Annotated in this window: 26 protein-coding genes; 12 read left to right on the top strand and 14 right to left on the bottom strand. The window is 52.3% G+C overall.

Annotated features, from left to right (window positions below; translation table 11 throughout):
• Nucleotides 1–14 precede the first annotated feature (14 nt).
• A complete protein-coding gene (locus Q399_RS0106935) occupies nucleotides 15–479 on the bottom strand; it encodes a tRNA (cytidine(34)-2'-O)-methyltransferase (protein ID WP_031567097.1) in 465 nt (154 codons plus the stop codon).
• A gap of 155 nt (nucleotides 480–634) precedes the next feature.
• Between Q399_RS0106935 and Q399_RS0106930 the strand changes: the two genes are divergently transcribed.
• On the top strand, nucleotides 635–2,392 hold the full coding sequence (locus tag Q399_RS0106930) for an EAL domain-containing protein (RefSeq protein WP_031567095.1): 1,758 nt from the start codon (nucleotides 635–637) through the stop codon (nucleotides 2,390–2,392).
• 1 nt (nucleotide 2,393) lies between these two features.
• Here the strand turns inward: Q399_RS0106930 and gpsA are convergent, their stop codons facing one another.
• Genes gpsA through Q399_RS0106910 form a run of 4 tightly spaced genes read right to left on the bottom strand, consistent with a single transcriptional unit; the run spans nucleotide 2,394 to nucleotide 4,617 of the window.
• Nucleotides 2,394–3,398 (bottom strand): NAD(P)H-dependent glycerol-3-phosphate dehydrogenase, encoded by a 1,005-nt coding sequence (gpsA, locus tag Q399_RS0106925; RefSeq protein WP_031567093.1) that lies wholly within the window; start codon nucleotides 3,396–3,398, stop codon nucleotides 2,394–2,396.
• Between the two features lie 12 nt (nucleotides 3,399–3,410).
• Entirely contained in the window at nucleotides 3,411–3,893 is a 483-nt protein-coding gene (gene secB, locus Q399_RS0106920) for a protein-export chaperone SecB (protein ID WP_031567091.1), read from the bottom strand.
• A gap of 21 nt (nucleotides 3,894–3,914) precedes the next feature.
• Complete coding sequence (gene grxC / locus Q399_RS0106915; RefSeq protein ID WP_031567089.1) at nucleotides 3,915–4,178, bottom strand: glutaredoxin 3; 264 nt, start codon at nucleotides 4,176–4,178, stop codon at nucleotides 3,915–3,917.
• Between the two features lie 13 nt (nucleotides 4,179–4,191).
• Nucleotides 4,192–4,617 carry a rhodanese-like domain-containing protein gene (locus tag Q399_RS0106910; protein WP_031567087.1) on the bottom strand — a complete coding sequence of 142 codons (426 nt, stop codon included), beginning with the start codon at nucleotides 4,615–4,617 and terminating at the stop codon, nucleotides 4,192–4,194.
• Between the two features lie 237 nt (nucleotides 4,618–4,854).
• On the opposite strand from Q399_RS0106910, the gene gpmM reads away from it, so the two are divergent.
• From gpmM to Q399_RS0106890, 3 genes are all read left to right on the top strand, one after another.
• Nucleotides 4,855–6,399: a 2,3-bisphosphoglycerate-independent phosphoglycerate mutase gene (gene gpmM / locus Q399_RS0106900; RefSeq protein WP_031567085.1), complete on the top strand. Its 1,545-nt coding sequence runs from the start codon at nucleotides 4,855–4,857 to the stop codon at nucleotides 6,397–6,399.
• A gap of 50 nt (nucleotides 6,400–6,449) precedes the next feature.
• Complete coding sequence (locus Q399_RS0106895) at nucleotides 6,450–7,556, top strand: murein hydrolase activator EnvC family protein (protein ID WP_211253228.1); 1,107 nt, start codon at nucleotides 6,450–6,452, stop codon at nucleotides 7,554–7,556.
• A gap of 101 nt (nucleotides 7,557–7,657) precedes the next feature.
• Nucleotides 7,658–8,710 carry a divergent polysaccharide deacetylase family protein gene (locus Q399_RS0106890; protein ID WP_051685826.1) on the top strand — a complete coding sequence of 351 codons (1,053 nt, stop codon included), beginning with the start codon at nucleotides 7,658–7,660 and terminating at the stop codon, nucleotides 8,708–8,710.
• Between the two features lie 212 nt (nucleotides 8,711–8,922).
• Here Q399_RS0106890 and rpoH read toward each other — a convergent pair whose 3' ends face one another.
• On the bottom strand, nucleotides 8,923–9,777 hold the full coding sequence (gene rpoH / locus Q399_RS0106885) for an RNA polymerase sigma factor RpoH (protein WP_031567078.1): 855 nt from the start codon (nucleotides 9,775–9,777) through the stop codon (nucleotides 8,923–8,925).
• Nucleotides 9,778–10,048: 271 nt separating this feature from the next.
• On the opposite strand from rpoH, the gene Q399_RS0106880 reads away from it, so the two are divergent.
• Nucleotides 10,049–11,272 carry an EAL and HDOD domain-containing protein gene (locus tag Q399_RS0106880; RefSeq protein ID WP_031567076.1) on the top strand — a complete coding sequence of 408 codons (1,224 nt, stop codon included), beginning with the start codon at nucleotides 10,049–10,051 and terminating at the stop codon, nucleotides 11,270–11,272.
• 38 nt (nucleotides 11,273–11,310) lie between these two features.
• On the opposite strand, the gene ftsX is transcribed toward Q399_RS0106880, so the two are convergent.
• The 3 genes from ftsX to ftsY are packed head-to-tail and all read right to left on the bottom strand — an operon-like array spanning nucleotide 11,311 to nucleotide 14,266.
• On the bottom strand, nucleotides 11,311–12,285 hold the full coding sequence (ftsX, locus tag Q399_RS0106875) for a permease-like cell division protein FtsX (protein WP_031567074.1): 975 nt from the start codon (nucleotides 12,283–12,285) through the stop codon (nucleotides 11,311–11,313).
• Nucleotides 12,282–12,965, bottom strand: coding sequence for a cell division ATP-binding protein FtsE (ftsE, locus tag Q399_RS0106870; RefSeq protein ID WP_031567072.1), 684 nt, complete (start codon nucleotides 12,963–12,965; stop codon nucleotides 12,282–12,284). Before ftsE ends, ftsX begins: the two co-directional genes overlap by 4 nt.
• Nucleotides 12,966–12,967: 2 nt before the next feature.
• Nucleotides 12,968–14,266 carry a signal recognition particle-docking protein FtsY gene (ftsY, locus tag Q399_RS0106865; RefSeq protein ID WP_031567070.1) on the bottom strand — a complete coding sequence of 433 codons (1,299 nt, stop codon included), beginning with the start codon at nucleotides 14,264–14,266 and terminating at the stop codon, nucleotides 12,968–12,970.
• A gap of 80 nt (nucleotides 14,267–14,346) precedes the next feature.
• On the opposite strand from ftsY, the gene rsmD reads away from it, so the two are divergent.
• Complete coding sequence (rsmD, locus tag Q399_RS0106860; protein WP_084164186.1) at nucleotides 14,347–14,964, top strand: 16S rRNA (guanine(966)-N(2))-methyltransferase RsmD; 618 nt, start codon at nucleotides 14,347–14,349, stop codon at nucleotides 14,962–14,964.
• A gap of 54 nt (nucleotides 14,965–15,018) precedes the next feature.
• Here the strand turns inward: rsmD and Q399_RS0106855 are convergent, their stop codons facing one another.
• From Q399_RS0106855 to Q399_RS0106840, 4 genes are all read right to left on the bottom strand, one after another.
• Nucleotides 15,019–15,636, bottom strand: a complete 618-nt coding sequence (locus Q399_RS0106855; RefSeq protein ID WP_031567066.1) for a hypothetical protein — start codon at nucleotides 15,634–15,636, stop codon at nucleotides 15,019–15,021.
• 244 nt (nucleotides 15,637–15,880) lie between these two features.
• A complete protein-coding gene (locus Q399_RS0106850; protein ID WP_031567064.1) occupies nucleotides 15,881–16,483 on the bottom strand; it encodes a YjaG family protein in 603 nt (200 codons plus the stop codon).
• A gap of 93 nt (nucleotides 16,484–16,576) precedes the next feature.
• The gene (locus Q399_RS0106845) at nucleotides 16,577–18,028 is read right to left on the bottom strand and encodes a coiled-coil domain-containing protein (protein WP_031567062.1); all 1,452 of its coding nucleotides are present in this window, start codon (nucleotides 18,026–18,028) and stop codon (nucleotides 16,577–16,579) included.
• A gap of 3 nt (nucleotides 18,029–18,031) precedes the next feature.
• Nucleotides 18,032–18,628, bottom strand: a complete 597-nt coding sequence (locus Q399_RS0106840) for a YhgN family NAAT transporter (RefSeq protein ID WP_031567059.1) — start codon at nucleotides 18,626–18,628, stop codon at nucleotides 18,032–18,034.
• A 120-nt stretch (nucleotides 18,629–18,748) separates the two neighbouring features.
• On the opposite strand from Q399_RS0106840, the gene Q399_RS0106830 reads away from it, so the two are divergent.
• Nucleotides 18,749–19,150 carry a DUF2721 domain-containing protein gene (locus tag Q399_RS0106830; RefSeq protein WP_307690244.1) on the top strand — a complete coding sequence of 134 codons (402 nt, stop codon included), beginning with the start codon at nucleotides 18,749–18,751 and terminating at the stop codon, nucleotides 19,148–19,150.
• 83 nt (nucleotides 19,151–19,233) lie between these two features.
• Complete coding sequence (locus tag Q399_RS0106825) at nucleotides 19,234–20,790, top strand: DUF3369 domain-containing protein (protein ID WP_031567054.1); 1,557 nt, start codon at nucleotides 19,234–19,236, stop codon at nucleotides 20,788–20,790.
• An 18-nt stretch (nucleotides 20,791–20,808) separates the two neighbouring features.
• Here the strand turns inward: Q399_RS0106825 and Q399_RS0106820 are convergent, their stop codons facing one another.
• On the bottom strand, nucleotides 20,809–21,396 hold the full coding sequence (locus Q399_RS0106820) for a DUF3833 family protein (RefSeq protein ID WP_037045861.1): 588 nt from the start codon (nucleotides 21,394–21,396) through the stop codon (nucleotides 20,809–20,811).
• A gap of 75 nt (nucleotides 21,397–21,471) precedes the next feature.
• On the opposite strand from Q399_RS0106820, the gene Q399_RS0106815 reads away from it, so the two are divergent.
• From Q399_RS0106815 to Q399_RS0106800, 4 genes are all read left to right on the top strand, one after another.
• Nucleotides 21,472–22,065: a YdeI/OmpD-associated family protein gene (locus Q399_RS0106815; RefSeq protein ID WP_031567049.1), complete on the top strand. Its 594-nt coding sequence runs from the start codon at nucleotides 21,472–21,474 to the stop codon at nucleotides 22,063–22,065.
• A gap of 111 nt (nucleotides 22,066–22,176) precedes the next feature.
• Entirely contained in the window at nucleotides 22,177–22,740 is a 564-nt protein-coding gene (locus tag Q399_RS0106810) for an RNA polymerase sigma factor (protein WP_031567047.1), read from the top strand.
• The gene (locus Q399_RS21035) at nucleotides 22,715–23,362 is read left to right on the top strand and encodes a hypothetical protein (protein ID WP_037045859.1); all 648 of its coding nucleotides are present in this window, start codon (nucleotides 22,715–22,717) and stop codon (nucleotides 23,360–23,362) included. The genes Q399_RS0106810 and Q399_RS21035 overlap by 26 nt, the downstream gene beginning before the upstream one ends.
• A 24-nt stretch (nucleotides 23,363–23,386) precedes the next feature.
• On the top strand, nucleotides 23,387–24,319 hold the full coding sequence (locus Q399_RS0106800) for a hypothetical protein (protein WP_031567045.1): 933 nt from the start codon (nucleotides 23,387–23,389) through the stop codon (nucleotides 24,317–24,319).
• Nucleotides 24,320–24,322 lie beyond the last annotated feature (3 nt).

The following is a 24,322-nucleotide window of genomic DNA, read 5'->3' as shown; positions in this document are numbered from 1 at the left end:
CGACGATAGAGGAGTTACAAAGCGCCAGTGAAACCCTGCTGACGCCAGGCTTCATAACAGACAATAGCGACTGAATTAGCCAGATTCAGGCTGCGGGCGTCAGGCATCATCGGAATGCGCAGCCGTAATTCAGCCGGAATGGCGTTGCGAATGTCATCCGGCAAGCCTGAGGTTTCTGAGCCAAACAATAACAGATCGCCCGGCAAATATTGCAACTCAGTATGCGGCCGGCTGCCTTTAGTGGTCAGCGCCAGCACCCGTGAAGGTGCAACGGCTGCCAACATGTCGGCATAGCTTGCATGCCTGGTGACATTGGCTAAATCGTGATAATCGAGGCCAGCGCGCCGCAGCTTTTTCTCTTCAAAATCAAAACCCAGCGGTTCAATTAAATGCAAAGCACAACCAGTATTGGCCGCCAGTCGAATGATATTGCCACAATTTGGCGCAATTTTGGGTTCAAACAACGCGATATGAAACACAGCGACTCCGGCGCAGACAAAAAACCGATTATACCCCAGGGCGTGTTGATGAAAACCGCTGTCTGTGCGAACCAACGTTTTCTGCACTCGCGTAGTGGCGATTTTTTCGACAGACTTCTATAGTTGGCGAAGGTCATTGCGCAAGGAATGCTCAGATGGAAATCTCAGAATGGATCTACCTGATACTGGCTGGCCTCGTGGCTGTTGCAAGCAGCGCTGTATTAGTAAGATTATGGACGTTACAGCGTAACCCTCTGCAAAATCAGGCATTATTGGGGTATTTGCAGCAACAGTCTGCCGCCTTCTGGCTGACCGATGCCGACGGCAAACAGCTGTGGCACAACAATGAAACCCGCTTTCCGCAACTGACTACCCACTTAGCATCGCAGTTGTTTTTTTCAGCCGATGGTCAACATCCCGGATTCCCTGACATTATGGCGATGTTACAAATCAGCCCGCACTGGCAGGGGCTGGTCTGGGTTGGCGAGCAGTCCAGACAGGCCTTTCAGCTGCAGGTCAGCATCATTCCCGGTTATCGGCGCCAGCATTTACTCTGGCGCTGGCGACCGCTGCAGCCTGAACTGGACCAGATGCAAAGCCAGGTTGAAGCCTGCCTGGATCCCGTCACCGGATTACCGGCAGAGCCGCTGTGGCGCTATTGGTTGCAACAGCAATTGAACCGCCACCAACTGCGTTATCACAGCTTTGCACTGGTCTTGCTGGATATCACCGAATTTCAGTCGATCCGGCGCAATTTCGGCAGTGCGGCGGCCGACAGCCTGATGCAGCAGCTGGTCAACAATGTTCAGGCTGAAATGCCACCGTCAGCTTTTTTTGCCCGGCTGGGACCACAGCAACTGGCGATATTGCTCAGCCTGACGGGCCACGACGAACAGTCACAGCAGCAGGCACTGCAGCTCACCCGGGAGATCCTGAGTTTTTGTCAGGGACCTTTTGTGATCCCGGCAGCAGAAATCCGGTTGGATTGTCATGCCGGCATCGCTATCTTCCCTGATGCTGGCCCAAACATCGACGAACTGCAGGCTCATGCGGCGCAGGCGCTGCAAATCGCCAGCACAGTGCCGGACAAGCTGCATCTGTGGCAAATGCAAAACCAAAGTACAGTGGTCGGCATTCAACTGCAGGCCGAGTTACAGCAGGCGCTGACTCAATACCAGCTGGAGATTTGGTCACAACCTGTTATTGAACTGTCGAGCGGCGTGGCCCACGCCGTCAGGCTCGAGCTACACTGGCGGTCACCAAGCCGGGGCCTACTGAATTACGCAGCGCTGAAACCGCTGGCCGAGCAAACCGGGCAGTTGCTGGCGCTGGAACGCTGGGCTTTTTGCCAGACCTGCCAGTTGCTGGAGCTATGGCACCGGCTTGACGAATTGCCGCCGGTACAAGTTGAATTGTCGGCAGCCAACTTTCGCCACAGTGGCCTGCTGACTTTTTTGCAAAGTCTGTTACACGACCATCAACTGCAGGCCAGTCAGTTTGTATTGTGTCTGACCGAAGAGGGCTGGCTGCAAGACCCGGCAGGATTTAACGCGCAGGCCGAAGCTCTGATGGCTGCAGGATTTGGACTGATGATTGGCCAGGTCGGGCATGGTGTCAGCGCTTTGCAGCTGCTACAGCAACCCTACTGGCAAGCGGCGGAACTATCAGAGCAGGTGATCCGACAGCTGGAGGAATCTGACACGCAGCGCAATGCCTGTGCCAGTCTCATCCGGTTATTGATCCATCAGGGGTTACAAGTCAGTGTGCAGGGAGTGGATACTGAGATGCAGGCTTATCTGCTGCATGTGATGGGCTGCTACAGTTGCCGCGGCTTACATTTCAGCAAGATGCGGCCGGTCAGTGGCCAGCAGTTACCCTACGGCCTGCAGCAGCAATGGCAGCAGGCCAGTTGATTTATTCGTCGCGTTTTTCCCGGCCTAATAAATCCAGCGCGGCAGCCCGGGCATCTTTGCCCTGATACAACACCTGATAAATTTGTTCGGTAATTGGCATTTCGACGCCCACCCTGGTCGCCAGGTTATAGACTTCGCGGGCGTTGCGATACCCTTCGACGACCTGGCCGATTTGCTGGATGGCCTCATCGACACCGACGCCCTGCCCCAATAACAAACCAAAGCGACGGTTACGGGATTGATTGTCGGTACAGGTCAGCACTAAATCACCTAAACCAGCCATGCCCATAAAGGTTTCTTTTTTCGCACCTAAAGCACAACCTAACCGGCACATCTCCGTCAGACCACGGGTGATCAACGCTGTGCGGGCATTGGCACCAAAGCCGATACCGTCGGCCATACCGGCACCGATAGCAATGACGTTTTTCACTGCGCCACCGAGCTGCACGCCAATAAAATCCGGATTGGTATAAACACGGAAGGTTTTGCCACAGTGCAACAAATCAGACAGCACTGTGATGAATTCGGCGTCAGTTGACGACAGCGATATCGCAGTCGGCAAACCTTTTGCCAGTTCCTTAGCAAAAGTTGGCCCGGATAATACTGCCAGCGACACTTCGTCACCGAGAATATCGCGGGCGACATCCTGCAGTAGCCGGCCAGTGTCCGGCTCCAGACCTTTGGTCGCCCAGGCAACCCGGGCGTGCGGCAGTAAAAACGGCTTGATTTGCCTTAAAGTGTCGGCAAAGGCATGACTTGGCACCACCACCAAAACGTTCTGGCTGGCTTTCACGGCCGCCTGCAGATCATCGGTCACCGCCAGTTGTTCCGGCAACACAATATCCGGCAAATAGTGATGATTAATCCGGTCCCGCGCCATGGCGGCGATATCCGCACTGTTGCGGCCCCACAACAAAGTGGAATGACCGTTGCGCGCCAGACAGATCGCCAGCGCCGTGCCGTAGGAGCCGGCGCCTAAAACCGTAATTGCCGATTGCAAAGTCATGCGACTGACGGCTTAGTTTGGCAATTGCGCCTGGGCTTCCGCCTGACGTTGTTGCACATATTGAGCAAACAGCGCGTCAAAGTTAACCGGAGCCAGGTTCAGTTGTGGGAAAGTACCGCGGTTCACCAGGTTAGCCACAGTTTCACGGGCGTATGGGAACAGGATATTCGGGCAGAAAGATGCCAGCATGTGAGCCATTTGTGCATCCTGCAGTTCTGGCACGGCAAAGATACCGGCTTGTTGCACTTCACACAGGAAAGCGGTTTCACCGCCTACAGTGGTGGTTACCGTCAGCGATAGAACCACTTCGAACATGTTGTCTTCAAGTTTTTCGCTACGGGTATCCAGATCTAACTTCACTTCCGGCTGCCAGTCTTTGCGGAAAATTGCCGGTGCGTTTGGTGATTCAAAAGAGATGTCTTTGACGTAAATACGCTGGATAGCAAATGGGACTTGCTGCTCTTCCGCAGCTACGTTCAGTTGTTCGTCGGCCATGATGGTTCCCTGAGAATATGCTTAAAGTTGAAGTAGTGTGTCTAACCGACCCTGCGCGTCTAACGCATGCAGGTCATCACAGCCACCGATATGTTGGTCATTGATGAAGATTTGCGGCACAGTGCTGCGACCGCCTGATCTTTCAATCATTTCTGGTCTGAGTTCAGGCTGAGCATCGATTTTTATTTCGTGAAATTCGACGCCTTTGTGGCTGAGCAGAGCCTTAGCGCGCACACAATACGGACAATATTCTTTGGTGTAAATAGTGACGCTGGGACTGCTCATTGCACTGCTCCGGTTATTTTTTTACCACAGGTAAACTGGCTTCAGCCCATTTACCCATACCGCCGGTCAACACCGCAACGCGGCTGAAACCAGCAGCTGACAACTGTTTTGCCGCCCCTTGTGCGGACATGCCAGCCTGACAGACCACTATAATGGGTGCATCTTTGGCCTTTTCAAGGCTGCCAATCTGGCCAGACAGTTGCGCCAGCGGAATATTGCGGGCGCCAGTAATATGACCGCGTTTAAAATCATCGTTGCTGCGGATATCCAGCACCAGCGCATCTTCGCGGTTGACTAACAATGTCAGCTCAGTCGGTGTGACGAACTGTAATTTTGAAAACATAGCCTGGATATAACTGACAATAATCGCCAGCAGCAGACCTATCCACATCACCACTAAGATCGGGTGATTTCCGGCAAATTCGACGTATTGTTGCATAACATTCCGTTCATCTGGTCACAGGATCAGCGCCGGAGTATAACGGGTTTCGATGGCAAAAACAGCCCTCCGCCGCCGCCTCAGCGCGTCCGCCGACGGCTTGTCCGGCTGATTGCGCAGTTTCTGCACAGCAGCGATTGGAGTCACCGCTGAATTTCGGTAAGATGAGCACGGATTAGATACGGGAAAAATGTTGATCAATTAACGAGATCAAGTAACTAAGAAGCGGAGCAAGTTATGGCGAAGTCTGGCAAACCCCTGGTACTGTTGATTCTGGATGGATGGGGCTATCGCGAAGACCCGGCGGATAATGCTATCGCTCAGGCCAATACACCGGTGATGGACCGGTTGTGGCGCGATTGTCCGCATAGTCTGATTTCCGGTTCTGGTATGGACGTAGGTCTGCCAGACGGTCAAATGGGCAACTCTGAAGTCGGCCACGTTAATTTAGGCTCAGGCCGTGTGGTGTATCAGGAACTGACCCGCATCACCAAAGCCATTGCAGATGGCGACTTTTTCACCAACCCGGTCCTGACCGGCGCCGTGCAAACCGCGGTACAAGCCGGCAAAGCCGTCCATCTGATGGGCTTATTATCGCCTGGTGGCGTGCACAGCCACGAAGACCATTTACTCGCGATGATTGAACTGGCCGCCCGTCAGGGGGCTGACAAGATTTATTTGCATGCATTCCTTGATGGTCGCGATACCCCTCCACGCAGTGCCGAAGCCTCCTTATTACGGGTGCAACAGCGTTGTCAGGAGCTGGGCAAAGGCCAAATCGCTACTGTTGTCGGCCGCTATTATGCAATGGACCGGGACAAACGCTGGGACCGCGTTGAACAGGCTTATGACCTGATTGTTGATGGCACCGCAGCTTACACCGCAACAGACGCCGTTTCCGCCCTGCACGCTGCGTATGAGCGCGGTGAAAACGACGAATTTGTTAAAGCCACCGCTATTGTTGGCAACGACGGCCAGCCGGTGCAATTAGAAGATGGCGATGCGCTGATTTTTATGAACTTCCGCGCCGACCGCGCCCGTCAGTTCAGCCGTACTTTTACTGAAGCTACTTTTGATGCTTTTGCCCGCAAACGTGTGGTGGCACTCGGTGCTTTTGTCCAGCTGACTGAATATGCCGCCGACATCAAAGCGCCGGTCGCTTATCCGCCGGAGAGCCTGAATAACGTGCTCGGTGAATGGCTGGCCAAACATCAGAAAACCCAGCTGCGGATTTCTGAAACCGAGAAATACGCCCACGTCACCTTTTTCTTTAGCGGTGGCCGCGAAGACGTATTTCCGGGCGAAGAACGCATCCTGATCCCGTCACCGAATGTCGCCACGTATGACCTGCAGCCGGAAATGAACTCGACGCTGCTGACCGACAAACTGGTCGAAGCCATTCATAGCCAGCAATATGACGTCATTATCTGCAACTACCCCAATGGCGACATGGTCGGCCATACCGGCATTTTGTCAGCGGCGGTTAAAGCGGTTGAAGCGGTTGACCACTGCATTGGCCGGGTAGTTGAAGCCCTGGCGGCTGTTGGCGGCGAATGCATTATCACCGCCGACCACGGCAATGCGGAGCAAATGGTCGATCACGAATCCGGTCAGGCGCACACAGCGCACACTTCGGACCCAGTGCCGCTGATTTATGTCGGCCGGCCGGCTGATGTGGTTGATGGCGGCATCTTGAGTGATATAGCGCCGACGATGCTGACGCTGCTTGGCATGCCGGTACCGGCTGAAATGACCGGCAAAGTATTGTTTAAACTGCGGTGATCACCCAGAAGCGCCATTGGGCGTATCCTGCCGTGGCCGGAACCGGTCTGTTGCTTGGGCTGCTGCTGACGCCGCTCGCGCAGGCGCAACAATCCGATACCGCCAAAGCCCGGCAGGAACTCAAATCGGTGCAGCAAGATATTGCCCGCACCGAGCAACAACGCGCGCAGCAGCAACAGCAGCTGCGCGACACCGAACAGCAGCTGAAACAGGCTGATGCGAAGCTTGCTGAAGCGGCGACGGCTGTGGCCGTGCAGCAACAACAACTGCAGATGCTGGATGAAAAACTGGCTGAATTGGCAACGCGGCAGCAACAGCTGGAACAACAGCGGCAAACTCAACAACAGCTGCTGGCAGCCCAGGTTAAAGCTGCGTATCAAGTTGGTGGCCACGACTACACCCAATTACTTTTGAATCAGCAGGATGCGTTAAAACTGGAGCGTTTGCTGACTTATTATCAGTACTTCAATAACGCACGGATCCAGCAATTGCAGGCACTGAAACAAACCGTCAGTGAACTGGAACAATTAGCCAGTGTGCAACAACAAACCCGCCACGAACAGAGCCTGCGGTTAGACGAGCTGACTTCGCAACAACAGGATTTAGTCGCCGCCAAAAACCAACAACAACAAAGTGTGGCGAAACTGCGCGAGTTGCTGGCTGAGCAGAAACAACAACTGGCGTATCTCAAAGGCAACGAAAAAAGTCTGCAAAGCACCATTGCCAAGCTAAAGGCTGAAGCTGCCAACCGCCGGCTGGCGTATAAAGGCAAAAAACAAGGCCAATTGCCCTGGCCGGTGCAAGGCACATTAGTACAGAAATTCGGCGCCGCTCAGGGCGGCCAGACTACGGCCAGCGGTATCTTGATTCAGGCAGCCAATGGCCAGCCGGTGCGCGCGGTCGCCGATGGTCAGGTAATTTATGCAGACTGGTTGCGCGGTTATGGCTGGGTCATCGTACTGGACCACGGCAATGGCCTGATGAGTCTGTACGGACATAACCAGAGTTTGCTGAAATCACCGGGTGACGTGGTGCGCATCGGCGACCATGTTGCTTTAGTCGGTCAAAGTGGTGGCCGCGACCGTAGTGGGCTTTATTTTGAGATCAGGCAAAAAGGTGCGGCAGTAGACCCGCTGCGCTGGTTGCGAAATCCATAACAACAGGCATAATGCCGGCCTGAAATTCAGCCGGCGCTTTGCCAAGATCAGTGAATCATTCCAGCGTGCGTATTTTCCAGCTTTTCTCAGTTATATGTTGCTTGTCGCTGCCAGTGCAGGCGCAATCCCTGCCGCCGCAGGTCGCGATCATTATCGACGATATCGGCTATCAGAAAGTCGACCCGGACATTATCCGGCTGCCATACGCCCTGACTGTCGCTGTCATGCCATTTACGCCAAACGGCCATGACATGATTGCCCTCGCCCGCCAGCATGGCAAAGAAATCATGTTGCATATGCCAATGGAAGCCGTCGCGCAAAACCATTTGCTGGGCAAAGGTGCACTGCGCCGGCCAATGAATAAACAACAGGTCCAGCAAGCGCTGAATAAAGCGCTGGATAGTGTGCCACAGGCTATCGGCGTCAATAACCATATGGGTAGCCTTTACACCTCATTGCCTGAGCAAATGGATTGGGTCATGCAAGTCGTGGCAGCTCGGGGCATGTATTTTATTGACAGTAAAACCACCGGCAAAAGTGTCGTAGCCGCTGTGACGCAAAAACATGGCGTGAAAACCCGTAGCCGCGATGTTTTTCTTGATAACGACAAATCCTACAAAGCGCTGGACCGCCAGTTTAACCAGCTTATCCAGCTGGCCAAACTGCACGGCCATGCCGTGGCTATTGGTCATCCGTATCCGGAAACATATCGTTATCTGAAGAAGAATTTACCACGTCTGGCACAGCAAGGTATCAAAGTGGTGCCGGCGTCGGCATTACTGGATTTACCGGCCGTACCAGCGCAGTTGATTGCCAATACAGCAAGTAGCGCCAAACCACAGCCGGTGAAAACAAAACCAGCCGCCACATCAACAGCGGCGCAAACAACCAGCATAGTGGCCAAAGTTCCAGAGCCGGTGACCACAGAGCAAGTAACCACAGATCGGGTAACCACGGAGCCACCGGCTGTCGTCAGCGAGATTGTTGAGCCTATTCCTGAGCTTATCCCCTGGCATCCGCCTTATCTGCCACATTTGCCGGGTTTTGACACACCTGCCGCTGCGCCGGTCGTGGAGCCTGAATGGCGGCGTTTTTACCCGCAGCCGGCCGAAGTGCCGGTTGCCGTAGCACCAGTACCGCTGTTATTTCGATAGACGAATCCTTCCATCGACATCGCCGAAAAAGCTCTGGGTACCACGTACGTGGTACCCAGTACCTGCATTTGCCATTCGCAGAACGAATGGCGTTCATTAGGCGAAACGCTAAACTGTTGGCGTTTCGAAAGCCCTGCTTCACCATACCGTCCTTCCATGGACATAAAAAAATGCCAGAGCAAGCTCTGGCATTTTTTTAGCAGCAGGAAAAATCAGGCAACCATAGCGGCGTGCAGTTTTTTCATCGCATTTTTTTCCAGCTGACGGACTCGTTCAGCAGATACCTGATAACGATCAGCCAGTTCCTGCAGCGTCAGTTTTTCATTGTCGAGCCAGCGGGCCCGAATAATGTCCTGGCTGCGCTCGTCTAGCGTGCGCACTGCCGCTTGCAGCCGCTCTAAAGCCGCGCCTTCACTTTGATCTTCTTCAAAGTTGTTCGCCAAATCTGAGTTTTTATCATCGAGGAAATACACCGGCGCGCTGAAATTGTTGTCGTCATCATCGTCCTGTGCATCAAAGGCCAGGTCATGGTTGCTCATCCGTGCTTCCATTTCCCGCACTTCATACTCTGGTACGCCCAAAGACTCCGCGACGTTTTTCACTTCATCCTGGCTGAACCAGCCAAGGTTTTTCTTCGATTTACGCAGATTAAAAAACAGTTTGCGTTGGGCTTTAGTGGTCGCAACTTTAACAATGCGCCAGTTTTTCAGCACAAACTCATGAATTTCAGCTTTGATCCAGTGCACAGCGAAAGACACCAGACGCACACCGACTGACGGATCAAAGCGTTTCACCGCTTTCATCAGGCCGATGTTGCCTTCCTGTACCAGGTCACCAATCGGTAAACCGTAACCTGAATAGCTACGGGCGATATGCACGACAAAACGTAAATGCGACATAATCAGCTGACGGGCCGCTTCCAGGTCACCGTGTTGCTGCAGACGTTCAGCCAGAGCGCGTTCCTCTTCAGCCGACAGCATCGGAATAGTACTGACAGCGTGGGTATAAGCCTCGAGGCTACCGCTGCCTGCGACTGACAATGTCATCAATTGATTCGCTTTGGTCATGAACAAACTCCTGTGGAGATGTGAAAGTGGACTCATGTTAGCACTCTTTGACAGAGAGTGCTAATGGCGGTTCCCGCGTTTTTAAGAACCAAATTGTATTAAAAAGTGGATTTGAGAATATATCTTCATAAGACAAAGTTCGTTTTTCCGATATGCTCAAAGTATCTCAACAGAAGTCTGGTCCACTATATAAACATCGGACGTTGGCACAGCCAGACCTGCATACCAGCGCTTTTACGGCCTTATCTGGCCCTTGGTTCAGGAGTAGTCGATGTATTGTTACCTGGCACGCCAGCCGATTTTTGATCAGCATAAAAACCTATTTGGTTATGAACTGTTATTCCGTGATGGGGTGCAAAACAGTTTTCCTAATATCAATGCCGACGAAGCCACCTCAAAGCTGATCACTGAACATCACCTGCTGATGGGCGTAGAAAAAATCACCGGTGGCCATCAGGCTTTTATCAATTTCTCCGCCGATACGCTCATTCACCACTTCCCGACTTCAATTAATCCTCACAGTATGGTGATTGAAGTGCTGGAAACTGTGCCGATCAGTATGGAGCTGCTGACTGCCTGCCGCGAACTACACCGCATGGGCTATAAGCTGGCGCTGGACGACCACGACTTTGATCCGAAATGGGATATTTTCCTGCCTTATATCAGCTTTATTAAAGTGGACGTGCGGCAGTTTAATATCCTGCAGATCAGTAAATATGTGTCGCGCGTCAAACATCACCCCGTCACTTTGCTGGCCGAAAAAGTCGAAACCCAGACCGAATACGAAAAGCTGAAACAACTCGGCTTTACGTTGTTTCAGGGCTATTTCTTCGCCCGGCCTGAGATGCTGAAACATAAAAAAATCGCCAGCAGTAAATTAAATCTGCTGCTGTTGATTGCTGAATCCAGCGCCTTGCGGCTCGATTTTGAAAAGCTGACGGCCATTGTCGAACGCGATCTTGGTTTGTCGTATAAATTGCTGCGATTTGTGAATAGCGCCAGCTTTGCCCGCGAGCAGCCGATTGGCTCGTTAAAGCACGCCATGGTGTATATGGGCGAAGGTGAGCTGAAAAAATTTATTGCCCTGCTGGCGCTGGCTAATCTGAAAGAAGACGGGCCCAGTGAATTGCTGCATATGTCGATAGTGCGGGCACGGTTTTGTGACCAGCTGGCGTCTCTGATGGGCGATGCGGACAATCCGCCGGCAGCCTTCCTGACTGGTTTATTCTCGCTGGTCGATGCGCTGCTGGAACAGCCATTACAACAACTTTTGGATGATTTACCGATACTGCCGGAAATCAAAGCCGCTTTGCTGGAACACCAGGGCCGCCTTGGGCTATATCTGCAGTTAACCAAAGCGTTTGAGGATGGCGAGTGGGGTTTACAGCAGCAGTTAACGACTCAGCTGTTCGGTAAAGCGCGGGATCTCAGCATGACCTATCTGGACGCGGTCAGCTGGGCACATGGTCTGATGCAGGAAGCGGCCGTCGACTGACAGCCTGGATCAGCATCAGTGCGCTGGCTGGCAGCGCTCTAGCTGGGTTCTATCGCTTTAATGTGACTGCGCACGGCGAGATAAGACCCGACCAGCCCAAGACTGACCGCAATCGCCATCAACATGCCAAATTCCTGTAAAGTCAGCACATTCAGGACAAAACCACTTTGGTACAGCTGCGTCACATTGGCAATAGCGCCCCGCAGCCAGTACAACATCAGTTCAATCACCAGAAAAGCCAGAAAACCACCAAAAACACCGAGCCAGATGCCAGTGTATAAAAACGGCCGCTGAATAAAACTGTCAGTGGCCCCGACCAGTTTCATCACTTCAATCTCAGCTTTTTTGTCCATGATGAGCAAACGAATGGTGTTACCAATCACCAGCAAAGCGCCGCAGAGTAACAAAGCGGCGATGGTGTAAACCACTTGCTGTACCAGCGACATTATAGCAGCCAGCCGTTCCAGCCAGCTGATATCCAACTTGGCAAGTTCGACAAACCGTTCTTTTTGCAGCTTGTTTAACAGCGCTTCGGCAGCAGCGGGCTGGCTTTGCGCCGGCGTCACCAGCAACACGTCCGGTAACGGATTCTGCTCAAGGAAACTAATGGCTTCGCCAAAGCCGGATTCCTGTTTAAATTCAGCCATGGCGGCAGTTTTATCAATCAACCGGACTTTGGCGACTTCTTTATCGCCCTGCAGCAGCGTCACCAACGTAGCGATATCGGTTTCTGTAATATCGTTTTTCAGAAACAAACTGATCTCAAATGACTGGTCATAACTACTGCTGACTTGCTGTAAGTTTTTCACCAATACATGCAAAGTGGCCGGCAACGTCATACTGATACCCAGGACTGCGATAGTAACGAAGGTCCAGACCGGGCTGCGCCACAGCTCTCCAAGGCTGGAGACTGCCTGACGCAGATGGCCGACAATGCCCATCAGAAATCTTTGCACCAGACCCGGCGCACTGTCACTGGCACCGCTGGCGCGGCCATTAAACAGAATACTCATTCGGCATCCTCGCTGTGCAGCAGGCCATCGTTGATCATTTTGCCGCTTTTGAGCGTCATAGTGCGATAGCGCATCCGCGCAATCAGGCCCAGGTCGTGGCTCGCCACCAGCACCGACACACCAGCCTGATTAAAAGCTTCAAATACCCGCATGATATCTTTCGACAAATCAGGGTCCAGGTTACCGGTTGGTTCATCAGCCAATAGCAATGGTGGTTTGTTGACGACAGCTCTGGCTATGCCAACGCGCTGCGCTTCACCGCCAGACAAGGTCGCCGGCAAACAGCGGGCTTTGTCGAGCAATCCAACCTGATCCAGCGCGGCATGCACCCGTCTTGCCATATCACGCCCGGTAAAGCCTTCGATGACCAGCGGCAATGCGACGTTATCAAATACAGTGTGATTCATCAGCAGGCGGTGATCCTGAAAAATCATACCTATATCACGCCGCACATAAGGAATTTGACCGGATCTGATGCCAGATAAATCAATGCCGTTGATCACAACGCGGCCGGCCGAAGGCCGTTCGATCAGGCTGATGAGCTTGAGCATAGTGCTTTTACCGGCACCGGAATGACCGGTCAAAAAAGCCATTTCGCCTTTTTGCAGTTCAAAACTGACCCGGTCCAGCGCGACAAAACCGCCTGGATAGCTTTTGCTCACCAGCTCAAATCGAAGCATGCTCAAAATTCCCTGTTAAACAGCGCGCGAATAAAGTCTTTACTATGGAATACGCGTAAATCGTCAATGCCTTCGCCAACGCCGATATAGCGGATCGGCAAACTGAACTGGTCAGCAATAGCAAAAATCACCCCGCCTTTGGCGGTCCCATCCAGCTTGGTCAGTGTAATGCCGGTCAGTTGCACCGCTTCGTGGAACAGTTTGGCCTGACTCAGTGCATTCTGACCGGTGCCGGCGTCCAGCGTCAACATCACTTCATGTGGTGCGGCACCGTCGATTTTCTTCATCACCCGGACAATTTTTTTCAGCTCTTCCATCAGATGGGCTTTGTTCTGCAGTCGGCCGGCGGTATCGGCAATTAACACATCGATTTTGCGCGCTTTGGCGGCCTGGTAGGCATCAAAAATCACTGAGGCACTGTCGGCACCACTGTGCTGGGCTATCACCGGAATGTCGTTGCGCTCTCCCCAGACCTGCAGTTGCTCGACCGCCGCCGCGCGGAAGGTATCGCCGGCCGCCAGCATCACAGATTTGCCCTGCTGCTTAAATTGCTGCGCCAGTTTACCGATTGTGGTGGTTTTGCCGACGCCGTTGACGCCAACCATCAGGATGACATAAGGGCCAGTACTGCTGTCGATTTGCAGCGGTTGTTCGACTTTATCCAACAATAACGCCATTTCGTCCTGCAGCTTTTCGTACAGGGCTTCGGCGTCTTTTAATTCGCGCCGGTTGGCATCCGCCACCAGTTGCTTGATCAGTTTCTGTGTGGTTTCCACGCCAACATCCGCCAGCAGCAACTGGGTTTCCAGCTCTTCATACAACTCATCATCGATTTTTTTGCCGAGGAACAAACTGGCGAGACCTGAACCCAAATTCTGACTGGTCTTGGCCAGACCTTGTTTCAGCCGGGCAAAAAAGCCTGGTTTTTTGCTGGTTTCTTCGGTGACTGGTGCGGCAACAACAAGTGCAGGCTGTGGCTCTGGCTCTGCATTTACAGTCACTATGCTGTCGTTCGCTTTGACAACTGCGGTAGTTGCAGCGTGAGCAGAAGCTGTCTCGACTGGTTCTACCGGCGCTGCTGTACAAGCTGCAACAGTCTCTTCGGGTAACATAGGGGTGGCTATGGTTGTTTCCGGCTGCTGCACAGCGGATGCCGGCATGGCCGTTGATTCTGATGTAGCTGGTGCTGGCGTGGCCGGAGTCTGTATAGCAGAAGTATCCGCCACCACTTCAGGCGTAGCCGGGGCCGGATCTTTTTTGCCAAAACCCAGCCAGGAAAACAGTTTATTCGGTTTAGTCATAAGGTTCGCTGTCAGATTGTCGAAACTGCGGTAAAATCGCCGCTTATAGTAACACCTTTATTCAAAGTGCATAAACCCTGATGAAAAGTCGATCCTCCAGCCCACAGCCTCGCAGCAAAGCCCCTGTGGCGCCGACAGCACAACCCGGCGAAGTCCGCATTATCAGTGGCCAGTGGCGCGGTCGCAAACTGCCGGTATTGGATGTGCAGGGCTTGAGACCAACCACAGACCGGGTCAAAGAAACCTTATTTAACTGGCTGATGCACGACACCCGGGACCGGCTGGTGCTGGATTGTTTCAGCGGTAGCGGCAGTCTGGCGTTTGAAGCGTTGTCGCGTCACGCCCACAGCGCTTTGCTGGTTGAACGCGATCAAAAAGCCGCGTTACAGCTGAAACAAAATCTGGCCCGACTCAACTGCTCTAATGCGGAAGTGCGACACAGTGACACCATGCAGTTGTTGGCCGGGCCTGCGCTGCAGCAATTTGATTTGGTATTTATTGACCCGCCTTTTCGGCAAAATTTAGCATTGCCCTGCGCGAGGCTGCTTTGCAACGGCTGGCTGAAACCGGACGCACTGATTTATCTGGAGACGGAAAAAGAACTGGATATCAGCGAATTACCACCAAGCTGGCACTTGTTAAAAGATAAAATCGCCGGTCAGCTGGCGTACCGGCTGTTTCAGTTTCAGCCGGTATAACATAAAAATCCCGGCTTGAGCGCCGGGATTTTTAACATTTAACAGAGCAAAAATTTATGCGCCAACGCGACGACGCAGGAACATTGCTAATGCGCCTAAACCAAACAGACCTGCAACACCTGGTGCTGAAACGCTTGGTGTACATGGGATGCCCGGAGTAGGTACACACTGCTGGTTACCGCCATCCAGTGACAAAGTCGCTTTACCCAGCGTTACAATCCAACCTTCGTTCTGCAAGTCAATATTCATGCGAACTTTTAAACCGTTATTCACCTGGGTTTGTGCCCAGCTGTAACCTGTTAAATCAAAGTCAGTGAACGCCCAAACGTCTGTTGCACCCTGCAGTAAACCTAAAGATACCCAGCTGATGCCATCAAAAACTTCGATGCGGTCCCACTCACTGAATGATTGAACACCGTAGTAATCGACGTCAAAAGCAGAAACCTGCAGCTTAATTGAGCTGAAAGTACCAGCGATGGCATTGTGGATCCATCCCCAGTCAGAATTTTGATCGCGATAATATGGTGAGTTGTATTTGTTGGCATCAACGTCAACAAAGAACTCTGTTGCGGTGTTGTTGCTGTAATCCTGAACGTCAGTGATTGGTGCAGCTTGAGTCAGTGCAGAAGTTGCTAAGGCAGCTACGGCAGCAAGTTTGGTAACTAATTTCATTATATTCTCCTGTAGAAAAGTCCATTATCCATAACCAGACTTAGCCTCAACAACGACACGCCTGACTAGATACTGCTGACATAAGCACGCACCGTGCCAACTACATTAACAATATGTTATATATGAAATTTTCACCAAAAACAGATACATTCAGCGAGTTTTTGTCTTGATGTTGTAAAATAAACAGACGAATTTTTTTTCAAAACAGAAACAATGCCAACATTAGCAATTACAGCTCTGTAACTCAGCTCAGCTCCATACCCAGATTAGTGACGCCCTGCTCTTTGACCCAGGCTTTTAGTTGCTGGATTTGCTCGCGGTCAAACGACTGCACAGCACCACAGATCTCAATCAGCTCGGCCAGGCAATCCATTTCATACGCCATCAGTTCATGATCGCGCACGACTTTTTTGAGTTCCGCTTCAGTGCTTATATCCAGATCGGCCGATTCATGCTCAATCAGCCGCGCCACTGAGGCCTGCGAGATTTTCGCAACGTTAATAAATTCCGTACTGTCCTGTTCGCGGATGCCGTTCAGCATGCTGTCGAGCGCAATCATCGCGTCCACGGCCGGATATACACCAAACATATCAAAGTGGCTGACTTCCGGGGTGACAAGCTCCAGCTCTTCTTGCAGCCGTTCAAAATTGATTTTGGCGCGGCGTACCTGTAGCCATTCCCAGACTAAATCCAGTGTATGACGTGGCAGAGTAGCATCGCCAAAACTGCTGACTTCGGCAAATAACTGATAATTAGGCAGCATGCGCTCTAGCAGAACAATGGCTACCGCTGCTTGCTGATAAAAGCTCAGCTCACGCATCTTCTGGAAATTATTGGCTTTTGACATGAATAAAGAGTCCGTGACGGGCTTAGGTCTTGGCAGCCATGATACACAATGCCAGCCGCGGCAGCCAGCGAAGTCCCAGACAGGGCCACGGCATTATGGCTGCGACTGTTGTTGCAGCTGTTTCTGCGCATAATCAAATTTCAGCCGGAATTCAGTGGCCTGCTGCTGCAACTGTTGGATTTGCTCCTGTGCCGCCGCTTGTTCCTGCAACAGTTGCAACCGTAACTGCCTGATAGTTTCACGCGATTGTTCGGCTTCAGTCTGCTGCCGCTCTTCGATACTTTCAACCCGGGCTTGCGCGCGGAACAGCTGGCTTTCCAGCTTGTGTTGCTGTTGTTGCCAGTCTTGCTGTTGCTGCAATAAGCCATCAATTTCGGCCTGCAATTCTTGCTGCAAGTGCAGCGCCTGTTGTTGGCTTTCAAATTGACTGCTGGTTTCGGCCAGTTGCTGCTGTAACTGTGTGACCGAATCCAGCAAACTATCGCGCTCTGCACGTAGCGTCTGCTGTTCTTGTTGTATCAGGCCAAATTCTTGCTGCATCTGTTGCAGATGCACCAGCTGCGATTGCAGTTGTTGCCGTTCCTGCCGGGCACTGTCACGCTCGGCACTGACCGACTCCAATAACTGCTGCGCCTGAAGCTGCTGCTGTTGCAGCTGATCTTGCTGTCGCTGCTGCAGCACCTGTTGTTCCTGCTGCGCCTTTAGCAGCGCATCGCGCAAGTTAACCAGTTCTGCCTGTTGCTGTTGATGCTCAAGCGTCAGCGACTTCAGCTGTTCAGCCTGTTGTTGCTGCAACTGACTGTCACCTGCTGCGGCTACCAGCTGTTGTTCTAATTGCCGGCGCTGCAATTCAGCGTTATCGAGCTGCTGTAGTTGCTGGTGCAGTTGTTGCTGCAGTTGTTGATCCGCTTCGGTCATCTGCTGCAATTGCTGGCGTAACTGATTCAGTTGCGCCAGCTGCTGCGATGCGGCGCTTTCAGCAGCTGCGAGACTGGCACGGACTTCAGCCAGTTCGGTTTGTAATGCATCCAACTCTGCAGATCTGGCGCTTTGGCCTTGCTGTTCGGTTTGTTCCAGTTCAGCTTGCACTGACACCAACTGCTGCTGCAGTTGTTGCTGTTGTTGTAAGGTAGCGCTTAGCTGTTGTTCCTGCTGCACCAGTTGCTGCTGCAACGACAGGCCCTGCAATTTTTCCTGACGGAATTCATCCTGACTGAGCCGCAGCTGATCGGCCAGCCGGCGCATCGCGGCCAGCGCTTCATCACGCTCATCTTGTGCGGTTTTATTTTGCGTTTGGGCCTGACCGAGTGCGGCTGCACACTCTTGTGCTTGCTGCTGTGCGGCTTCCAGCTGTTGCCTGAGTTGCTGGACTTCGCTCTGCAGTGCAGCCAGTTCCGGCGCAGCCTGTTGGGCCAGTTGCAGCTGTTGCTGGTCCTGCCACTGCCGCTGTTGTTGCTGCATTTGCTGCGCGAGCACGCTGAGCTGGGTTTTAAGCTGTTGCTCTGCCTGTTCCAGCCACTGCTGAATCACTGGATCCTGTTGCATCACTCAGTCCCACTTAAAATAATGACCAATGCCATTTAACAACATTTGCACGGAAATGATAACCAGAATCATCCCCATCAGCCTCTCCATCGCGGTCAGTCCCCGTTCGCCCAATACCCGGTGCAGCGCCGGCGCGAATAACAAAATCGCCGAACTGACTAACCAGGCGCCTAATAATGCCAACGTCCAGTCGATCATCTGTCCGGGCTGCTGGTTAGCAAGCAGGATCAAAGCCGCCAGAATCGACGGGCCGGCAATCATCGGCACTGCTAGTGGAAATAAAAACGGCTCCTCGCCTTCTTTCAGACCAATCACGCCACCTTCCTGTGGGAAAATCATCCGCAGCGCAATCAAAAACAAAATGATGCCGCCGGCGATACTGACCGCCTCCTCTTTGACACCCAGCACGCTGAGAAAAGCCTGACCGCCATATAAAAACAACAGCAAAATCACCAGCGACAGCAGCAGTTCGCGCACCAGTACTTTCATCCGGCGTTCGGCTTTAATATTTTTTAAGATAGCGACCACAATTGGCAGATTGCCCAGCGGGTCCATAATCAGGAACAAGGTGAGCATTGCGCTCCACAAATCAACCGCCATGCCAGTACCCCGGAGTTTTACTGAAGAAGTCCTGAGTATGATCAAAAACTTGCACTACTGCAGCTGTTTTCGCACTATGCAGCATACCGGCGCTGCATTCACCGGTTCAGGAGCCAGTTTATGATGACCATCACCACCCCTGCTTTATTATTTCCGGCTATTTCCTTACTGTTACTGGCCTATACCAACCGTTTTCTGGTGCTGGCGCAGCTCATCCGGCAGCTGAACAACCGCGAAGGCGATCAGGTGCGGGATCTGGCCAAACGTCAGATTGAAAATTTACGTCAACGCATTGTGCTGATCCGCTCGATGCAGCGCTGGGGCGTAATCAGCTTTATTCTCTGCACTTTATCGATGTTCACTTTGTTTATGCAGTGGGATATAGCCGGCCAGTGGTTTTTTGGCGCGAGTTTAGCCAGTCTGGTGCTGAGCCTTGCTGTGTCATTGTATGAAATTCAGATTTCCTGCAATGCGATTAATATCGAGCTGGAATCTTTGGAAGCCGCTGACCGGCAATCCTGAAGCTGTCGAACACAGAGGATTTTTCTGACAGGCCTGCTACATTCAAAGCTGTGGTTGAATGAACCGTTCTTCAGGCTACCTTTATGTCAAATCAGGATTTTCTGTTTGGTGCCGATCAGGATTTTCCGCTCCATGCCGAGACGACTCAGGCCTTACCGCTGGCAGAGCCATGGCTGGTCTTGATCGTTGATGACGACGAAAGTATTCATCAGATCACCAATCTGGTGCTCAAAGGCTTCCAGTTTGAAGGCCGGCCTTTGCAGTTGTTACATGCCTACAGCGCCAAAGCTGCACTGTTGGTGCTGGAACAACATCAACATATCGCAGTAGCTATTGTTGACGTGGTGATGGAATCCAATCATGCCGGTTTGGATTTAGTCAAAACCATCCGCAGTGATTTAAAAAATCATCAAATTCGTTTGATCCTGCGCACCGGCCAGCCCGGCGAAGCGCCGGAAGAACATGTGATACGCGATTACGACATCAATGATTACAAAAACAAAACCGAAGTCACCGCCATTAAACTCAAAACCCTGCTGTATTCGGCACTTCGTTCCTACCGCGACATTTGCATCATCGAAAACAACAAAAAAGGCCTGGAGCGTGTAATTGCTTCGACTGTCAGTTTTCTTGAATGCGACAGCCTGCAGGAATTTGCTTCGATTATTCTCGGTCAGGCTGCCAGTTTACTTGGTCTGGAACATTCACAAATCTTCTGTTGCGCCGCCACCGGCGACCCGCGCCAACAACAGTTGTCACTCGATATTATCGCAGCATCCGGTCATGCCACGGGCCCCGGGTTTCAGCTGCCTGAAGATGTTGAAGCAAAACTGGCGCAGGTGCATCAGCTGAAACGCTCTTATCATGGCGAGGACTATTTTGTCGGTTATTTCACCACCAACCGCGGCCTGGAAAATTTTCTCTATGTCAGTAAAGACAGCAAATTTGACCAGATTGATCATCATTTATTGAGTTATTTCGCCAGCAATATCGCGGTAGCTTATGAAAACGTACGGCTGCGCGAATTGATCAAAGAAAGCCAACGTGAACTGTCGTATATCCTCGGCGAAGCGGTAGAAAAACGTTCGAAAGAAACCGGCAGTCATGTCAAACGGGTAGCAAATTTCAGCCATTTACTGGCGGTTAAATACGGGTTGTCCGGCTATGACGCCGAAAAAATCAAACTGGCTTCGCCACTGCATGATGTTGGTAAAATCGCCATTCCGGACTACATCCTGAACAAACCCGGCAAACACGATGCAGACGAATGGGCCATTATGCGCACTCATGCCGAGGTCGGGCACCAAATCCTGCAAAAATCGCAAAATGAGATCCTTCAATACGGCGCTGTGATCGCACACGAACATCACGAACGTTGGGACGGCATGGGTTATCCGCGTGGCCTCAAAGGCGAAGAAATCCACATTGCCGGCCGCATCACGGCGCTGGCCGACGTGTTTGATGCGCTGGCCAGTGAACGTTGTTACAAGCCAGCCTGGCCGATGCCCAAAGTTGTGCAATACATGAATGAGCAAAAAGGCGCGCAGTTTGACCCGGTGCTGACCGATATTTTGCTAAGTCACCTGGATGAATTTCTTGCTATTCGTGACGCCTTTCCGGACGATGAATTGCAGCAATAAACAAAACCGGCCCGCGTCTCAAGGCGTAGGCGCTGAGCGTTCAGTTTGTTGATAACGCTGGATAAATCCAGCACAAGAAGCAGCAGGATCTTGCTGTTGAATTGACAAGGTCAACTCCCCGACGGTCAAGCCAAATTTGTGTAAGGTCGAGCGATTCACCAACTGCTGCGGTGTGACCAGATACAGCCAGTCTTTGACAGCCACATCAATAGAGCCATCCACTTGCGGAATACGCAGGACGTATTCCCAATACAGCGTGTTCCCGGCAATACGACCAGACGCTTTGCCAACAACATCCTCAGCACTACCGCTGATATTACCGTCAGCCGAGACCTGCAATTGCCAGTGCCGTTTATCTGTACGGCCGTCGCTGTATTGAAAAATCTCGTACAAATCACCCTGATTGCCACGCCACTGACCGCACAGCTCGGCAGAAAAATGCAGCGTTTGCTGGCCACGCCAGTTTTGCAACACACCAAAAGCCTGACTACTGCCACTGAAAAAACCGGGTAAGGTCAGTTTCGGCTGCATCTGCTGGTAATCATCCAGCGATTGACTGCAACCCGTGAGCGAGAGCAGGATAACGGGCAAAATCACAAATTTCATCAGAAGGTCCGGAATGGTCGTGGTCATACAGCCCGATACGGGGTTACAGCCCCGGCGGATCTGCCGGAGTTAAAGATGAACCCGGATATAGACGCGTATATCGATAGCAGCGCGCCGTTTGCCCGGCCAATCCTGACTGATCTGCGCCAACAGGTGCATCAGACGCTACCGGGCGTCAGAGAACAGCTCAAATGGGGTATGCCGTTTTTTTACCTGCAGCACAATCTGTGTTTTATGGCAGCTTTTAAAGCGCACTGCGGTTTTGGATTCTGGCGCGCGGATGAATTAGGGCTTGCGGTGCCAGCGGCTGGCAGCGCAAAAGGTATGGGACAGTTCGGTAAAATACTGAGTTGCGACGACTTACCTCCGAGCGCTAACTTGCAGACACTGCTGTTACAAGCCGCAGCGCTGGACGCGTCGCCCGTTGTAGTGCCGCCACGGCGCAAACAAGCGCCGGTACCCCTAGCAATGCCAGAAGTCTTAGCGCAGGCCCTGCAACAGCATGACGCCGCCGGCAGCTTTTTCCGCCAAATGACGATTGCCCAGCAAAATGACTATATTCAGTGGCTGCTTGACGCCAAAACCGACGTTACCCGGCAAAAACGGCTGGGCACTATGCTCGAATGGCTGGCCGAGCACAAAATCAGAAACTGGAAGTATATGAAATAAAATAACTTTCCAAATGTTTTTAATTTTTTTTGGCTTTTTTGCGGATTGGCCAAACTTAATCAAACTGTGCCGCGACCAAGGCATATCAACAACGCAGAAACAGACCAGACAGTGTTTAAACGCAGTGACGAAACTTTAATCGACAAAGCCATCCACGGTGATGAGCGCGCCTGGCAGCAGCTGGTCGGCCGTTATCAGTCGGCCTTGTACTATTACAGCCTGCGGTTGATGGGCAACCCGGACGATGCCCGCGACCTGCTGCAGGATGTGTTATTGGTGCTGTGCCGTAATCTGGCGCAGTTTCGCGGCGACAGCAGTTTTAAAACCTGGTTGTTTGGTATCGCCAATTACCGCGCCATGGACATGCTGCGTAAACGCAAACCAACCCAGGATTTAGATGATTTGCCGGAGCTGGAACATGAAGACCAGCAGAGTCACGAGCAGCAATTATCTGAACAACAAACTCAGGCGCTGGTGCAGCAAAAATTAAAATCGCTGCCGCCGGAACAAAAACTGGTGGTTGAACTGCGGTTTTATCAGCATTTTACCTTTGACGAAATTGCCGACCAGTTAGCTATTTCAAGTAATACAGTCAAATCAAGATTTTATAGCGCCCTGGATAAACTTCGGGTGCAATTGGAGGACCACGATGTCGAACAGTCAGCAAGTTTTTGACGCCTGGCTCGCCGGTGATCTGACGACCGACGCCTGCCGCAGCGCACTGGCGCATGACCCGGTCTGGCGGGCCCGTTTTGAAACCGCCGCGCAGTTACAGCAGCTGGCGCGGCAACCGGATTATCCGCCGGTGCCGCAGGTCGACACCAGCACGATGTTCCGCCAGCAATGGGGCCATAAAACGTCCCGTCAAACCGCCTGGTGGCCAAAGCTCAGTGTCGGCATGTCTGCCATGGCATTGGTGATCAGCATGTCGCCGTTGAGTCTGCAAATGCAAAATGGCGGCATTGCGCTGCGCTGGAGCGACGTCGACCCGGCTGCCGTGCAGCTGCAGGTGCAGCAGCAAGTAGCGGCACAACTGGCCAGCTATAAAACCGAACAACAACAGTATCTGCAGTTACAACTGCAGACACAGCAACAACAACAGGCGTCGCAGCTGATCCTGCTGAAGGATTACCTGACCGAAGCCGAACAGAAAAACCGACGCGGGGACATGCTGGAGCTGGTGGAATACTTAAATCAGCAAAGGCAGGCCGACTGGCAATACTGGCAAGACAATGTCCAACCCAGTCAGGCCCGGCTGAATTACAGTCCGGATAACCGCAGCAATCGCCAAAATTAACACCGCTTTTGATGGAGTAGTCTGATGAAACTTATTTCTTGTGTGGCAGCTGCAGTGCTGCTGAGTTTATCGACCGGTGGCCAGGCGGCTACGCAGGTCAGCGACAAACTAAAGCAAAATCTGGAAATTATGCGCGACATTCTGCAGAAATCGATGGAGCAACCCGGCCGTTCCGCCGGCGTTGGCCGCATCGAGCTGAGTTATCTGGCCGGGCAAGGCGTGTTATTCCAGACCCGCACCTCCGGTGGCTTTGGCCGATTCTTCGCGGTGGCACCTGTTGCGCCAATTCCGCCAGTCGCGCCAATTTCGCCGGCCGATCTGACCGCTATTACAGAACAAGCCAATGCCGTAGCGCAGGCAGCCTTTGCCGGTCATGCCGTAGACGAGGACCAGCTGCAGGAATTGCAGGAACAAGCTGAACTGGCTGCCGAACAAATGATGGAACAACATGAACGGATGCGTGACCAAAGCCGCGAGCTGCGCGAACAAAAACGCGATTTGGAACGCGATTTACGTGACGTGCAACGCGACAAACGTGATATCGAATTTCGGGCAAAAGTTGACAAACTGGATGCCGAGCAGCAAAAACAACTGCAGCAACTGACCAACAAAGAAGCCGCACTCGCTAAGCAGGTCAAAGAGATGCAGCAAAAATACGATGCGGCGGAACAGGAAATGCTGAAAAAACGCCAGGAACAAGCCAAAATCGCCCAGCAAAAACAAACTGAACTGATTGCGCAGGTCGGCAGCAAATTCGCCGCCACTCTGTGTGATTACGGCGCCAGCCTGCGTGAGCTGAAGGACAATGAATTCGTTTCGCTGCAACTGTCAACCGATGGCGGCCGCGACAGCCAGGATATCTATTGGGTCTTCAAAAAATCTGATATTAATCAGTGTATCAGCGGCAAAGTCGGCGCTGAGGGCTTACTGAAAAAAGCCGATTATTATCAGTATTAAACC

It is taken from the genome of Rheinheimera texasensis DSM 17496, from assembly GCF_000711985.1.
In the GTDB taxonomy this organism is placed as follows: Bacteria; Pseudomonadota; Gammaproteobacteria; order Enterobacterales; family Alteromonadaceae; genus Pararheinheimera; species Pararheinheimera texasensis.
This window is presented reverse-complemented; position numbering and strand designations above follow the sequence as displayed.